The organism is Streptococcus devriesei DSM 19639 (assembly GCF_000423725.1).
GTDB classification, from domain to species: Bacteria; Bacillota; Bacilli; order Lactobacillales; family Streptococcaceae; genus Streptococcus; species Streptococcus devriesei.
In genome coordinates this window covers 86,844-100,955 of sequence record NZ_KE384085.1, presented here as the reverse complement: position 1 = coordinate 100,955, position 14,112 = coordinate 86,844, and the positions used below count along the sequence as shown (strand labels likewise).

Here is a 14,112-nt window from a genome sequence, read left to right as displayed (position 1 = left end):
TTTCGGTTTTCTTTTTCCGAAAGTGATGCCTTCGTTTTGTTTGAATGAGGGAAAGCTTAGTCTCCCGGAATTTTTTAGCGATTGCTCTTCTTTTAATGGCCTTATTGATCCTAGCCTAGATCCTTTTGAAAATAAGTATTTGGTATTTTACGGAGAAAGGTATAGCTGTAAACTATAATAAAAAGGGAGCGAATTTAGTGTATAATAAAGGAGAAAGAAGGAGGCATAACCATGCGCGATAATCATTTACACACCCATTTTTCCTATGACTCTCAGGCCCGTTTTGAAGATTATCTTGAAAACTATAAGGGAGAGCTAGTAACAACCGAGCACTATGACCTCTCAAATCCTTACACCAAGCAGGATGACGTGCCCGACTATAAGGCTTATTCTAAGGAAATAGCAGAGCTGAATGCTAAGTATGGCAACCGCATTAAAAAAGGCATTGAAATCGGCTACTATCAGCCCCGCGAAGCTGACCTCATCAGCTTCCTAAAAGACAAAGACTATGACCTCAAGCTCCTTTCTGTCCATCACAACGGTGTCAACGACTATCTGGATGACGAAGTGGCAGACATGGATAAAAATGCTATCATTCAGGAGTATCTGGACAAGCTGGAATATGCCGTCGGACGCGTGGAAGCTGATGTGCTGGCGCATTTTGACTATGGTTTCCGCCTCTTTGATGTGACGGTTGATGAATTAAAGCCCTATGAACCCCAGCTCATCCGCATCTTCCAAAAAATGATAGACCACAACCTTGCTTTCGAGCTCAACAGCAAATCCATGTACCTTTACGGACACGAAGACCTTTACCGCTACGCTCTTGGCTTAGTCAAAAACTTAGGCTGCCGCAAATACTCCATCGGCTCAGACGGCCACCAACTCGAACACTTCCGCCTCAAATTTGACCGCATCCAAGAAATATTAGAAGAGAATGGGATTGGGGAAGAGGAGATTTTGTGATGGAGGAAAAAACTTATCAATTAAATATTACTAAAGATTCATTCAAATCTACCAATTCTACATTTGATATAAACAATCTTTCTATAGGTGATTCATTCAAGCCGATAAATGTTTATTTTCAAAATAAAACTGGAGAAAAGATACAGCGTCAATATAATAAGAATGAGAGAAGAAATAGTAACCAAACTTTACCTCGTCTCGCTTTTCAGATTTACGAAAGAGAGATTAAGAGGCTAACAAAGGAAGAAAGAATGAATTTTCCAACTTGCCAATATACACCTGATAGTGGAATTATAAAAGGAATTTTTGATTCAATCCAAGAAATTAAAGAGTATAGAAATTCAATAGAATTTTTAGTGTATGAAAGTAATACAAACTATTTTGTTATTTATTGTTGGAATATATTTTCGACTTTGATGTTTGTTCAAGAATGCTTGAAAAGGTTTGGAAATGAAGGGGATCAATTTATATTGGAATATAAAGAAAAGACTCAAAGTGAAATGTTAACAGAATCCCATGCGAATCCTGAAATACAAGATTATGTGCGAAGATTAACATCCTCACCCAACCTCATTCTCCGAGGTGCACCGGGTACTGGGAAAACTTACCTTGCTAAGCAGATTGCTGAGGAGCTGACTGGCGGAAATGATGACCAAATTGGTTTTGTCCAATTCCATCCGTCTTATGATTATACGGATTTTGTGGAGGGGCTGCGTCCTGTTTCAAATGGAGATGGGAGTATCGGTTTTGAACTGCGGGATGGGATTTTTAAGGAATTCTGTAAGAAAGCAAGAGAAGATCTAAACAAAAACTTCGTCTTCATCATTGATGAAATCAATCGCGGGGAGATTTCCAAGATTTTTGGAGAATTATTCTTCGCCATTGATCCGAGTTACCGCGGAGAGAAGGGAGCCGTTTTAACTCAATATGCTAATTTACATGAAACGGATGAGAAATTTTATATTCCTGAAAATGTCTATATCATTGGTACCATGAATGATATTGATCGCTCGGTTGATACTTTTGATTTTGCTATGCGCCGACGTTTCAGGTTTGTCGAGGTGACGGCAGAGGATAGGGCAGATGAGATGCTTAGTGATGAAGAGGTTAAAGGTAGATTAAGACGATTGAATGCTGCTATTGAAAGTAATGAGGAACTTGGGCGGCATTATCAAATCGGTCCATCTTACTTTATGGATTTAGATAAGGAAGAAGTAACTACAGCAGAGCTTTGGTCAGATTACGTAGAACCACTTTTAGAGGATTACCTACGCGGTTCCTATGATGAGGTAGAAAAGCTGAAAGAGCTAGAAAATGCTTACAACTTAATAGAAAAGGAAGAGTCAGATGAGACTGACGGATAATAATTCAGTAGCTAGGTCTGAATTTGAAGCTTCTTATCCTCGGCTGTCAGAAAAATTGTTGGATAGAACGCTGGAAAGTCTTTCCCAAGAGGACAAATCTCTTTATTTTCCCGCATGATTTGCTGGATTCTCTTGATTTGGAAAAAGATGGTAAGGTGCTGGAGACAGTCAATGATCGGATTAAAACGCAAAATATTATCGGTTTTCTGGGCTGTGGGGAGGAGCGCTTGAGCATTCATTCGCGTTTTGCTACTGGAGATGATGACTATTTCTTGCATTACATGCTGCAAAAGGTACTGCAGCTCAATCTGACTAGTCTTGATGTCGGCCTGTCTCAGGAAGACAGCTGGTACCAGCTATTAGTCTATCTCTTTCCCAAATATCTTGAGGCAGCCTTGCGTAAGGGGCTTTATAAGGAATACCAGCGCTTTTTCTACAATGACAGTCATATCAAGGGGACAATAGCAGTTGCCAGACATATTAAGCAGAACACACCTTTTACAGGGAAAACAGCTTATTCAACTAGGGAATTTTCCTTTGATAATGTCCTCATGCAGCTGGTTCGCCACACCATTGCCTTTATTCAGCATACTGTTCCCAATGGCAGAGCGCTTTTGTCCAGCTCATCTTCAGTTAAGGAAAATGTAGCTGAAATTGTACGGGTAACACCCAGTTATCGATTTTCAGATAGGGTTAAGATCATCAGAGAAAATCAAAATAAACCTATCCGTCATGCTTACTATCATGAATATCGGACTTTACAGCGGCTTTGCCTGATGATTTTGCGTCAAGAAAAGCATGGGCTGAATCAATCCAATCAAAAAATCCACGGCCTTCTCTTTGATGTCGCCTGGTTTTGGGAAGAATATCTAGCGACCTTGCTTGGAAAGGAATTTGAGCATCCGCAGAATAAGGCTAGTACGGGTGGTATTTCTGTTTTTTCTGACAGGACAAGAACAGTTTATCCAGACTTTTATAGCCGCGAGTTAAGTATCATTTTAGATGCTAAATATAAAAAATTGGAAACGACTGCGAAGGGGATTGTCCGAGAGGATCTATTCCAGTTGATTAGTTATACTTATGTTTTAGAAGCTAAGGTGGCTGGCTTGCTATTTCCAAGTACTGAAAGAGAAGTTGTTAATTATATTGGAAAGCTTGCAGGTTACGGTGGAATTTTGAAAAAATGGTCTCTCTTGATTCCCCAAACCACTGTTAGCTATGCAGACTTTGTCCATCAAATCCAAGCAAACGAAGTTTCTTTTCAAGAAACCATTAAAACTTTAAACGAAAGCGAACAAACTAATGACTGAAAACCTAATCTTAGTCCGCCCCAGTCTTGACTGGGAAGAGGAATTACTGGTTTATAAGGAAACTTTTAAAGATGAGCACATGCACGGCGGAGCCGGTCTTGATCGATTTGATGAGATGTCTGACTGGATGGTCTACTTAGAAAAATTGTCAAGGGATAAACCGGCAGCAGAAGGCTGGACAGCGACAGCTTTTCTCTGCATTCGCCCGTCCGATAAGCGGATGGTTGGCATTTGCAATGTCAGACACTATCTCAATAGTTTAGGCTTGCTTAATGTTTCAGGACACATTGGCTATTCCATTCGGCCCGATGAACGTCAGAAAGGCTATGCTAAAGAGCAGCTGCGTTTGGCGCTGTCAGAAGCTAAGAAATTGGGCATTGAAAAGGTTTTGCTGACCTGTGCAGACGGAAATATTGGCTCTGAACGTACGATTATAGCCAATGGTGGTGTCTATGAAGACAGCCGTCTGGATGAGTCTACAGGGGATATGATGAAGCGTTACTGGATAGACGTGACCGAAGGAGTATGAGCCATGAAGCTAATCTTTTTGCACGGCTTAGGACAGGACAAGACAGTTTGGGATGATGTGACAGCAGCCCTGCCTCGTCAGGACTACTTGGCTTTAGAGTTATTTGAAGACGGGAAAATACCTGAAAATTTTGCGACCTTGACAGAGCAAGTGGCTAACAGACTCCAAGAGATAGAAGAAGATTTTATTTTAATCGGTTTGTCCTTGGGCGGTGTGCTGGCTCTGGCATTGAGTCAGTATCACTTTATGCATCTCAAAGGTCTTATCATCTCTGGCGCGCAGTATCATTTGAAGGGAAATCTTCTCTACAAGCTGCAGCTGCTAGTCTTTCAACTCTTGCCTCAGTCGGTTTTTAAAAAACGGGGAGAAGCTAAAAGGCCTTTCCTTACCTTTTTAAAGTCCATGTCCAATCTTGATTTAAGCGAAAGGATCAAACATATTCAGCTACCAACTTTGATTCTCTGCGGGCAAAAGGACAAGCCTAATCTTTTGCCTGCAAAAGAAATGGCAGAGCTGATTCCCAAGGCCAAACTTTCTGTCATAAAAAAAGGCGGACATCTCTTAAACACTGAGATGCCTACGGTTTTTGCTACAGAAATCACAAATTTTTTAAGGATACTGATAATAGAAAAAAAGTGTTCTGTATTTGTCCAGCACCCCAAGAGTTAGCCTAAAAAGCTAGTGCTTGCAGTATTTTCTTTACGAAATGGCCTTACGAAGATAAGATTGACAGTTATAAACTCAAAAATGGAAATCCGCAAACACTTAAAAAACCACGAGCATTCTCACCAGCTCTAAAGGCTTGAGAATAGTTCGTGGTTTTTGATCATTGTTAACTATAATGGGGAAATTTATATTAATACATGGAGAGGACTAAGTTAGTATTCTCCTTTTTGATGTCCAAAGCAGCGTGGTAGATTAAGCACATAAAGCAGAGAATCGGGAAGACTTTTAAGATTTCTAAAATAATATAGACTTTTTTGACATAATAGCGTTTCTCTTTTTGTGTCAAGTTTTATTGATATAAAGTAGTTTTGTAGACTTAGATAGTATAATATCATGCTATCTTATCTGAGTAGTTTTATTTTTAGAGTACAATAAGGTTGAGGCAAAAAATAAAATCGTCTCAGATGCTTATATCATCTATTTTTACATTATAAGTAATTATTATTAGGAGGTTAATTATGCAAAACAAGATGATTCGTGTATTTTTAAGTCGTCCCAACCCTTTTACTAATGAGCAGCAATATTTTCTTGATAAGCTGAAAACAACTTTAGAAGAACAGGGAATAGAGACTATAACTCTTCAAGCTGAGGACTATTCACCATATGAATCCTTGAGCGTATTGAATGAAATGATAAAAAGGTGCTATGGTATGGTTATATTAGCTTTTGGCCATACTTATATTGAGTCTGGAACCATAAAAAAAGGGGGAATAAAAAAAGATATCTTTTTTGAATCTGAAGAACAAAAAATAGATGGGAAATGGATTACCAGTTCATTTTGTCAGATTGAGGGAGCTATGGCAGTTTCAAATAGCATTCCTATTTTAATTATAAAACAGCAAAATCTAACAATTGATGGTATTTTAAAAGACGATGAAAATATCATTTCAGTATCCAACTTTTCTTTGGATTCTAAAGACGAAATAGATTGTTTTTTTGAAACTATTTTAAAAAAACAATTACTCTATTGGAAAAAGGAAATAGAAAAAGTTTTTAACAAAATTGAAGGAAAGATCATTTGATAAAAACTGCTATGCTAGTGGTATAATAGAACTATATAATATTTAAAGGAGATTATTGTGAAGAGAATATTTATAAGCTTTACTATTGAAGATGAGAGATTGAGAGACCTTTTAAAAGGGCAGTCAAGAAATGTAAATAGCCCATTTGAATTTGTAGATATGTCAGTCAAAGAACCATGGAATTCAAATTGGAAAACAAATTGTAGAACTAGAATAAAAGGTTGCGATGGTATGATTTCAATAATTACCCAAAACACAAAAAATGCTAGTGGACAAATCTGGGAAATGAAATGTGCAAAGGAAGAGTATATACCAATAATTGGAATTTATGGAAATGATAGTCACTCAGGTATTAGTGTACCGGATGAATGTGGTTATATTAGATTGATGGATTGGACATGGTCAAACATTTCAAATTGGATTAATAAATTGTAAGGAGTTAGATAATGTTAAGAAATAAAGCTTTAGTTATTGGTATTGATAATTATCCTCAAGCATCTTTGGCTGGGTGCGTTAATGATGCAATTGAAATTGCTGAACTTCTTAAAGAAAACGGAGACGGTTCTCCAAATTTTGATGTTAAACTTGAGTTAGATGTAACTAGTAAATCAGAAGTGCTTGATCTTTTGCACACTCTCTTTGATGAAGGAGAACCTGATATAGCGCTATTCTATTTTTCGGGTCATGGGACAGACGAGTTAGCTGGCCAAATAGTAACACCAGATTTTAATGGTAGAGATATGGGAATATCAATGAATGATATTTTACAAATGGCGAATAATTCAAAAAGTAGAAATAAGATTATCATTCTAGATTGTTGTTACTCTGGTAAATTAGGCGATTTTAGTACAATTAATTCTTCTGATGCAATTATCGGAAAAGGAGTTACTATATTAACATCAAGTAATCGTGATGAGGTTGCCAAAGAAGATGGTATATCTGGTCACGGGGTATTTACTGAGTTACTGATACAAGGGCTAAAAGGTGGAGCAGCAGATGTTGGTGGAAATATCACACCTGCTAGTTTATATTCTTTTGTGGATCAATCACTTGGTTCTTGGGAACAAAGACCATTATTTAAAACGAATATCACAGGCTTTTTACCAATTAGGACTGTAGAAGCCAAAGTTTCTAAAAAAGTTTTACGGAAACTTCACCAATACTTTGCAGAACCGACTTCAGAATTTCAATTAGACCCATCATTCGAATTTACTAATACTCCTGAAACAACTCACGAATATAAAGAACCTTATGCCAAACAGATTAATGTTGAGAAGTTTAAAGAATTACAATTATATGAAAGTGTGGGGCTAATAGAACCCGTTGGTGAAGAGCACATGTACTTTGCGGCAATGAATAGTAAGAGTTGTAAATTAACTCCTTTAGGTCTTCATTATTGGAAATTATCTCGCAATAAGAGATTTTGAAAAAGGAGTTAGAACATCGTGTTCTAGTCTCTTTATCTTTAGTCTGGGAAAGTGAACCGCAGTTCACTTTCCTTTTACTATTTTACGAGTTTTATAATAATCATTTATGAGTTCTTTGCGACCTTTGTTAATTGTTTCTTCTTGTCGCTTTGTAACAGGATTAAATTCAATAAAAGAGTCTTTAATTCCAAAAGCAATAAAATTTAAATCTTTTAAATTTTCATTATACCAAGTGTCATCAAAATTGGTTTCTTCTCGTCTGATATTTGCAGCTTCAGTTATACATGTTTTAGCAAAATGAACAGCTGTATAATAATATTCTTTAATCAATTCAATATCTTTTGTTATCATATATTGTTTTAAGAGAAGGGAGCAATAATTTCGAGCGCAATATAAATTACCACTCTCAAAGTTGGAACCATTCTTATAGTATCTTCTTGCTTGATCTAAATATCTAGCTTGGCCAGTTTGATTAAAGATGTTTTTGTTAATAGCAGCAATGATACCTAACAAATCTTCATGGGTTGTGGTTGATAAGTCAATTTTATTGTTAACGTAAGATAACGTTGACAATAGATTGTTTATAGATAAGTCCTTTTTATAACGACATAATATGTATTGAGAAAATACATCCTCGTCAAAAGTTAAACCTAATACTTTAAAATAATATTCTTCTGCCTTTTTAAAATCTTCATTTTCTTTTAATTCATTAGCTTTTAAAGTCAATGTTCGTATTGAATTACCTTGATCTATTGATTTAAGTTTTTTCTTTAATATGGGTTCTATCCTGTATAGATTTAAATCAAATACAGGACTATCAACATATTTATCATCAGCTTCGATACAAGTTTTTAATATTTGTTCTAATTTTTTTTGAATTGATTGCTTATATACTTCATTAGATAATATTTTCTTTCTGTGATACCTTAACTGTGGATTCATAGAGATATCAAAGAATGGATGTTTATTAATTGTATCCTCTTCGCAAAGAATTATTGTTGACTTTGGCCTCATTGCATGTCTTAATCCTAATTCATAAATTGCATTTTGATTAAGTGTACTAATATCAGCAATTACAATATCTGATAAAAATATTGACTGAATAAAGCTTTTACTAATAGAAATTGTAGTAGGCACCTCATCTCCACGATAAGCTTCTGTAGAATATATAGATTTTAAATGATTTCTTGATAATACAGGCTTTATAAAGTTAAAATAAATATCATCTAAATTCAGTTTAACTAAGGTTCCAGGAATCTTTTTTGTACCATACCCCATGACAACAAAACACGTTTTTTCCGTCATAACTTATCATCATCTCTTTTATTATTGTTTATGCTAATAGTATATTACTTTATAAAATATTTCAACTCTCATGCGTTCCAATGCTATATTAATCTTAAAACTAATATGGCCAAACATTAAGCTAATAAGTGTTCGTTGTAGTAACAACTGAAAAATGCTTAACTTTTTGAAGAACTATTTGTTTGATAATTTATCAATATAGTTAATCTTATTCAACTTGCGTAAGGTATTGCCATTGGCCTTAGCAATATCCTCACCACTCACCTTTAAGCATCAATTGTTTTTAGTAGTGATTTTATATTGTGACTAGCCATAGCTTTAACAATTGATATAGCCCAAATTAAAAGTTTGATTATCGAAACCTCCTCTTTGTTTATTCAATATTGACTATTCATAGTATAGAAGTTACTTGTCAAATGTTAAGATGTAAAATAAAAACTGTCAAAAAACCACGAACATCTCACCAGCTAAAGGCTTGAGAATAGTTCGTGGTTTTTGCTATTATAAATCGCTGTATTCCAGTCCCAGCGAGTCGGCTACGGCCTTGTTAGTTACTTTGCCGCGGTAAATATTGAGACCGGTGCGCAGGGCTGTGCTTTCAGCCACAGCTTTATCGGCGCCTTTGTCAGCTAATTCTAGGGCGTAAGGCAGGGTAGCGTTTGTCAGAGCGAGCGTAGATGTGCGAGCGACAGCTCCGGGCATGTTGGCAACGGCATAATGAACCACTCCGTCAACCAGATAGGTCGGGTCATCATGAGTTGTTACGCGGTCAGCTGTTTCAATGATACCGCCCTGGTCAACAGCAACATCAATGATGACAGAACCAGCTCTCATTTGTGCGACCATGTCTTTGGTTACCAGTTTTGGTGCGCGTGCTCCTGGAATCAAAACTGCTCCGATGAGAAGGTCAGCGTCTTTAACGCTTTCGGCGATATTGAGCGGATTAGACATAAGTGTCTGTACCTTGCCATCAAACTGCGCGTCCAGTTCAGCCAGGCGTTTTGGATTAACATCAATAACAGTGACTTTGGCGCCTAGTCCGACAGCCATTTGAGCCGCATTGACACCGACATTGCCGCCGCCGATGATGACCACATGGCCTTTTTTAACACCGGGAACACCGCCGAGCAGAATACCTGATCCGCCTTCGATTTTGGTCAGGAACTGAGCACCGAGCTGAGTTGCCATGCGTCCTGCCACCTCACTCATAGGATTGAGCAGCGGAAGCGTACCATTGTCGACAACGGTTTCATAACCGATGGCAATGACGTCTCCGTCAATCAGAGCCTGCGTCAATTCCGGTGCCGGTGCCAAGTGCAGGTAGGTGAACAGCAAAAGACCGGAGCGGAAGAATTGGTATTCACTTTCTAAAGGCTCTTTAACTTTGATGACCATATCAGCTGCCCAAGCTTCAGCAGCGCTTTCTTTGATAACAGCCCCCTGTTCTTGATATTCAGCATCGGTAAAACCCGATCCAAGACCCGCATCCTTTTCGACCCAGACGTCGTGTCCGGCTTGTTTGAGCGTCAGCACACCGGCTGGTGTCAGACCAACTCGATTTTCATTGTTTTTAATTTCCTTAGGTACACCAATAATCATATTGTAACCCCTTTCATTTGATAAAAGTATTTTCCCATATTGACAGGCAATAGTCAAGAAAAAATCAAAAGACACTTGAAAACAAAAGGGGATATGACTGTGCTGCGCGAACCAAATCTGCTTTTCTTAGTCTCATTGTCAGCTGTTCTTTTGTTTGCTGTAAGCTCAGTAATGAAAGAGACGAGAGGAGCTCTTGTGATTATACTGGGCGAGGAGAAGCAATACTTGTTTGGGAAAAATATTTCACAGGAAATAAAAAAATCGTCCTCAGAGACGATTTTTCAGGTTGTAGACAAACTTCCAAAACTAAATTCTCTCTAAAATTTCATCATAGAATAGTATCACTTTTCATTTTTATAAGGTGATACAAACATGAGCGAAGCCTAACCCGATACTTTCCGATGTAGCAAAAGAGGCAGAAACATTGAGTTTCTGACTCTCGGAGATTTTGAGACCCAGGCTCAAAATCTAGGTATGGAATTCCAAAGGAAGTCGCTACCGTCCGTGCTACCTAAGGAAAGTATCATAACAAAATATTATTTTTTGAGAAAATAGACTTTTTCTTCAGTCTAAAAAAATCGTCCTTAGAGACGATTTTTGTGTTTTAGTGAGTAACGCGGCGGCGGGCAGCTTTTTTACGATTTTCTTCAATAAAAGCGGCTTTCTTTTCTTCTGGGTCAATAATTGTTTTTTTAACAGCGAAGACAGCTCCGGCCACTGTTGCAGCAGTACCGATAACGCCTGTCGCAAGACCTTTAGCAAATGCGTGTTTTTTAGCCATAAATAAGACTCCTTTTATATGTTATAATAGTTATTATCTTAAAATTTACCGTTTTTTTCAAGGAAAAAGTACATGAAAGAAAAAATACTTGTGGTCCTAGGTCCGACAGCAGTCGGCAAAACGGCCTTGGGCATAGCGTTAGCTCAAAAATATGGCGGAGAAATCATCAGCGGAGACAGTCAGCAAGTTTACCGTAAACTGGATATTGGAACAGCCAAAGCAAGCGCCGCTGAACAGGCAGCAGTCCCTCATCATCTGATTGATGTGCGTGATGTCAGTGACGGTTACTCGGCTTTTGATTTTGTTGAGGAAGCAAAGGCTGCTATTAATGATATTGCCAGCCGCGGCAAGCTCCCGATCGTTGTAGGGGGAACCGGCCTGTATCTACAGAGCTTATTGGAAGGCTATCATCTGGGCGGTAGGGTTAATCAGGATGACGTTTTAAATTATCGTCGTGAATTAGAGAAGCTGTCGGATCAAGAGCTCTTTCATTTGCTGAAGGTTGAGGGCATTGAACTGCCGGAGTTAAACCGCCGCCGTGCTACGCGAGCACTGGAGCTTGACAAATTCAGCCAGGGCGTCCGCAACCATGAGAAGTCTTATGATTTCTTGGTGATTGGTCTCAGCGATGACCGTCAAGCACTGTATGAGCGGATTAATGAGCGGGTTGACCAGATGCTGGAACAGGGTTTGTTAGATGAGGCGAGATGGCTCTATGAGACTGCCCCTCAATCGCAGGCCAGCCGCGGTATCGGCTACAAGGAGCTTTTTCCCTACTTTGCGGGAGAAATAAGCTTGGAGGCAGCAGTCGCTCAGATTAAGCAAAATACTCGGCGTTTTGCCAAACGTCAGCTGACTTGGTTTAAAAACCGCATGGCAGTTGATTTTTATATGGTCAGTGAGGCAGGCTATAAGGAGAAGATTGATCAGGCGGTGGCTGATTTTTTAGGAGAAAATCCGTCGCTTTAGAGTAAAAGAGCACAGCGTATTTTTGGGGGAAATGGCTTTCTTCTTGAGTATATTTTTCTTATTTTAAATGTGTTTTACATTCGTTAAGAGCCTATAAAGAATAGAGAAATTGTCTGACTTTTTCAGGCAGCTGTGATATAATAATGTTTAAAATTACTAGTCTAAATGGCATAGAAAAGACTTCAAAACGGATGAAAGCGAGGGGCAGGAATGAATGATTGAAACCAGTCAAAAACAAGAGCGTGTTATTCTTGTCGGTGTGGACCTGCCGGATAGTGAGAATTTTGAAATGTCCATGGAAGAACTAGCCAGTCTCGCACAGACAGCAGGAGCCGAGGTCATCCATTCCTTTTCTCAAAAAAGAGAACGCTGCGACAGCAAGAGTTTTATCGGATCAGGAAAATTACGGGAAATCAAGCAGTTCATTGAAGCTGAGGCTGTTGATACCGTGATTGTCAATAATCAGCTGACACCTCGTCAAAACACTTATTTAGAGGCTGAATTGGGTCTTAAGGTAATTGACCGGATGCAGCTGATTTTGGATATCTTTGCCCTGCGGGCCAGAAGTCACGAAGGAAAGCTTCAGGTTCACCTGGCCCAGCTCAAATATATGCTGCCGCGTCTTGTCGGACAGGGAGTTATGCTTAGCCGTCAGGCTGGGGGAATCGGCAGCCGCGGTCCGGGTGAAAGTCAGCTGGAGCTTAATCGCCGCAGCATTCGCAAACAAATTGCCGATGTTGAAAAACAGCTCAAAGCTGTGGCTAAAAATCGGGAAACTGTTCGTGAGAAGCGGCTGGATTCAGAGACGTTTAAGATTGGCTTGATTGGCTACACGAATGCCGGCAAGTCAACAATCATGAACATTTTAACTGAGAAGAGCCAGTATGAGGCCAACGAACTCTTTGCAACACTCGATGCAACGACCAAGCAAATTTATCTGCTTGATCGTTTTCAGGCAACTCTGACAGATACTGTCGGCTTTATTCAGGATTTACCGACCGAACTTGTCGCCGCTTTTAAATCAACGTTGGAAGAGAGCCGTCAGGTTGATTTGCTGCTGCATATTGTTGATGCCAGTGATCCTAATCATGAGAACCATGAACGCGTTGTTCTAAATATCCTGTCTGATCTTGGGATGTCAGCTATTCCGCGTTTAGTAGTTTACAATAAGATGGACAAGGTTAAAAATTTTACGGCCAGTCAGTATCCTTATGTCAGTCTTTCGGCTAAATCTCAGGAAGGAGCCTCAATTTTACGTCAGGCTATTGTGGAGAAATTAAAGAGTATGTTTGTGCCTTTCACTCTTAAGATAACTGCTGAAAATGCCTATAAACTCTATGATTTGAGCCGCATAGCTCTGCTTGATTCCTATGATGTTGAGGATGGTAAAGAGATTAAGGGTTACATTGCAGAAAAAAACAAGTGGAGGCTGGAAGCATTTTATGTTGAACTATCTTGAGTTAGCTCTTAAATATGGCGGTTTTACCAGCTTAGATAAGGTTTATTTAAAAAACAAACTGGCGTCTCTGTCTGATGCAGATAAACTGGCCTTTATCACACCGCCGCCGAGTGTTATCAACGCCTATTTTGCTGAAATTTATCAAAAGCAATCGCCTCAAGCAGCAACAGACTATTATTTCGATTTAAGTCAGCAGCTGCATCTGCTGACTGATCAGCCTTCCTTTGACGAGCAAAAACCTTTTGTCCGCCTTAATTTGTCCGGGAAATCCTACGGTTTTGCCTATGAAAATGACGAGGAAGTTGCTCAGGTTTTCAGCGAGCAGGACGAGCCGGTTACAGATGGGCTTTTGTTTGAGCTGGCTCAGATTTTTCCCCAGTATAAGGTTTTTGTGGACGGTCAGATGATAAAAATGAAACCCTTAGCAGTTGAAGAAAGTGAGAGTGAGACAGTCGAAAATAAGTCAGCCCTTCTGACTGATATCCGGAAACTAAAAGATGGTTCCGTTAAGATTTCAAGTTTCAATCAGGAAGAAATCATGGAAGTGGCTAAGGCCTACCAAGGCCAGCGATATTACAGCTATGCTCAGCATCAGGCTGTGCTTTATATTATTGAAGATTAACCAGTATAGAAAAGTATAAACAGAAAGTATAGT

Annotated in this window: 13 protein-coding genes and 1 pseudogene; 11 read left to right on the top strand and 3 right to left on the bottom strand. The window is 38.9% G+C overall.

Going from position 1 to position 14,112, the window contains the following annotated elements:
* The first annotated feature begins 231 nt into the window (after nucleotides 1-231).
* The 8 genes and pseudogenes from G573_RS0110690 (at nucleotide 232) to G573_RS0110655 (ending at nucleotide 7,344) form a co-directional block, all read left to right on the top strand.
* Nucleotides 232-966 carry a PHP domain-containing protein gene (locus G573_RS0110690; protein ID WP_027976725.1) on the top strand — a complete coding sequence of 245 codons (735 nt, stop codon included), beginning with the start codon at nucleotides 232-234 and terminating at the stop codon, nucleotides 964-966.
* The gene (locus G573_RS0110685) at nucleotides 966-2,330 is read left to right on the top strand and encodes an McrB family protein (RefSeq protein WP_027976724.1); all 1,365 of its coding nucleotides are present in this window, start codon (nucleotides 966-968) and stop codon (nucleotides 2,328-2,330) included. The genes G573_RS0110690 and G573_RS0110685 overlap by 1 nt, the downstream gene beginning before the upstream one ends.
* Nucleotides 2,314-3,640 (top strand): annotated as a pseudogene (locus G573_RS11105) (McrC family protein). Before G573_RS0110685 ends, G573_RS11105 begins: the two are co-directional and overlap by 17 nt.
* Nucleotides 3,633-4,169 carry a GNAT family N-acetyltransferase gene (locus G573_RS0110675; protein ID WP_027976723.1) on the top strand — a complete coding sequence of 179 codons (537 nt, stop codon included), beginning with the start codon at nucleotides 3,633-3,635 and terminating at the stop codon, nucleotides 4,167-4,169. The pseudogene G573_RS11105 and the gene G573_RS0110675 overlap by 8 nt, the downstream one beginning before the upstream one ends.
* Before the next feature lie 3 nt (nucleotides 4,170-4,172).
* Nucleotides 4,173-4,838 (top strand): alpha/beta fold hydrolase, encoded by a 666-nt coding sequence (locus G573_RS11100; RefSeq protein ID WP_051175749.1) that lies wholly within the window; start codon nucleotides 4,173-4,175, stop codon nucleotides 4,836-4,838.
* Between the two features lie 515 nt (nucleotides 4,839-5,353).
* Nucleotides 5,354-5,917 (top strand): hypothetical protein, encoded by a 564-nt coding sequence (locus G573_RS0110665; protein ID WP_027976722.1) that lies wholly within the window; start codon nucleotides 5,354-5,356, stop codon nucleotides 5,915-5,917.
* 57 nt (nucleotides 5,918-5,974) lie between these two features.
* On the top strand, nucleotides 5,975-6,352 hold the full coding sequence (locus tag G573_RS0110660; RefSeq protein ID WP_027976721.1) for a TIR domain-containing protein: 378 nt from the start codon (nucleotides 5,975-5,977) through the stop codon (nucleotides 6,350-6,352).
* A gap of 11 nt (nucleotides 6,353-6,363) precedes the next feature.
* Nucleotides 6,364-7,344, top strand: a complete 981-nt coding sequence (locus G573_RS0110655; protein WP_027976720.1) for a caspase family protein — start codon at nucleotides 6,364-6,366, stop codon at nucleotides 7,342-7,344.
* Nucleotides 7,345-7,407: 63 nt separating this feature from the next.
* Here the strand turns inward: G573_RS0110655 and G573_RS0110650 are convergent, their stop codons facing one another.
* The 3 genes from G573_RS0110650 to G573_RS11360 form a co-directional block, all read right to left on the bottom strand.
* The gene (locus G573_RS0110650) at nucleotides 7,408-8,649 is read right to left on the bottom strand and encodes a tetratricopeptide repeat-containing protein (RefSeq protein ID WP_027976719.1); all 1,242 of its coding nucleotides are present in this window, start codon (nucleotides 8,647-8,649) and stop codon (nucleotides 7,408-7,410) included.
* A gap of 501 nt (nucleotides 8,650-9,150) precedes the next feature.
* Nucleotides 9,151-10,248, bottom strand: a complete 1,098-nt coding sequence (ald, locus tag G573_RS0110645; RefSeq protein ID WP_027976718.1) for an alanine dehydrogenase — start codon at nucleotides 10,246-10,248, stop codon at nucleotides 9,151-9,153.
* Between the two features lie 604 nt (nucleotides 10,249-10,852).
* Nucleotides 10,853-11,029 (bottom strand): DUF3042 family protein, encoded by a 177-nt coding sequence (locus G573_RS11360; protein ID WP_084522397.1) that lies wholly within the window; start codon nucleotides 11,027-11,029, stop codon nucleotides 10,853-10,855.
* Between the two features lie 72 nt (nucleotides 11,030-11,101).
* Here G573_RS11360 and miaA point away from each other — a divergent pair, with 72 nt between their 5' ends.
* The 3 genes from miaA to G573_RS0110620 all read left to right on the top strand — a co-directional run bounded on the left by miaA (nucleotide 11,102) and on the right by G573_RS0110620 (nucleotide 14,079).
* Complete coding sequence (miaA, locus tag G573_RS0110630; protein ID WP_027976716.1) at nucleotides 11,102-11,998, top strand: tRNA (adenosine(37)-N6)-dimethylallyltransferase MiaA; 897 nt, start codon at nucleotides 11,102-11,104, stop codon at nucleotides 11,996-11,998.
* Nucleotides 11,999-12,212: 214 nt separating this feature from the next.
* A complete protein-coding gene (gene hflX, locus G573_RS0110625; protein WP_027976715.1) occupies nucleotides 12,213-13,457 on the top strand; it encodes a GTPase HflX in 1,245 nt (414 codons plus the stop codon).
* Nucleotides 13,444-14,079: a hypothetical protein gene (locus G573_RS0110620; protein ID WP_027976714.1), complete on the top strand. Its 636-nt coding sequence runs from the start codon at nucleotides 13,444-13,446 to the stop codon at nucleotides 14,077-14,079. Before hflX ends, G573_RS0110620 begins: the two co-directional genes overlap by 14 nt.
* Nucleotides 14,080-14,112: the final 33 nt, after the last annotated feature.

What these genes read in the sequence shown, in the direction of transcription:
- G573_RS0110690 (WP_027976725.1), top strand. Translation starts at nt 232, where the DNA reads ATGCGCGATAATCATTTACACACCCATTTTTCCTATGACTCTCAGGCC.
- G573_RS0110685 (WP_027976724.1), top strand. Translation starts at nt 966, where the DNA reads ATGGAGGAAAAAACTTATCAATTAAATATTACTAAAGATTCATTCAAA.
- G573_RS0110675 (WP_027976723.1), top strand. Translation starts at nt 3,633, where the DNA reads ATGACTGAAAACCTAATCTTAGTCCGCCCCAGTCTTGACTGGGAAGAG.
- G573_RS11100 (WP_051175749.1), top strand. Translation starts at nt 4,173, where the DNA reads ATGAAGCTAATCTTTTTGCACGGCTTAGGACAGGACAAGACAGTTTGG.
- G573_RS0110665 (WP_027976722.1), top strand. Translation starts at nt 5,354, where the DNA reads ATGCAAAACAAGATGATTCGTGTATTTTTAAGTCGTCCCAACCCTTTT.
- G573_RS0110655 (WP_027976720.1), top strand. Translation starts at nt 6,364, where the DNA reads ATGTTAAGAAATAAAGCTTTAGTTATTGGTATTGATAATTATCCTCAA.
- G573_RS0110650 (WP_027976719.1), bottom strand. Translation starts at nt 8,649, where the DNA reads ATGACGGAAAAAACGTGTTTTGTTGTCATGGGGTATGGTACAAAAAAG.
- ald (WP_027976718.1), bottom strand. Translation starts at nt 10,248, where the DNA reads ATGATTATTGGTGTACCTAAGGAAATTAAAAACAATGAAAATCGAGTT.
- G573_RS11360 (WP_084522397.1), bottom strand. Translation starts at nt 11,029, where the DNA reads ATGGCTAAAAAACACGCATTTGCTAAAGGTCTTGCGACAGGCGTTATC.
- miaA (WP_027976716.1), top strand. Translation starts at nt 11,102, where the DNA reads ATGAAAGAAAAAATACTTGTGGTCCTAGGTCCGACAGCAGTCGGCAAA.
- hflX (WP_027976715.1), top strand. Translation starts at nt 12,213, where the DNA reads ATGATTGAAACCAGTCAAAAACAAGAGCGTGTTATTCTTGTCGGTGTG.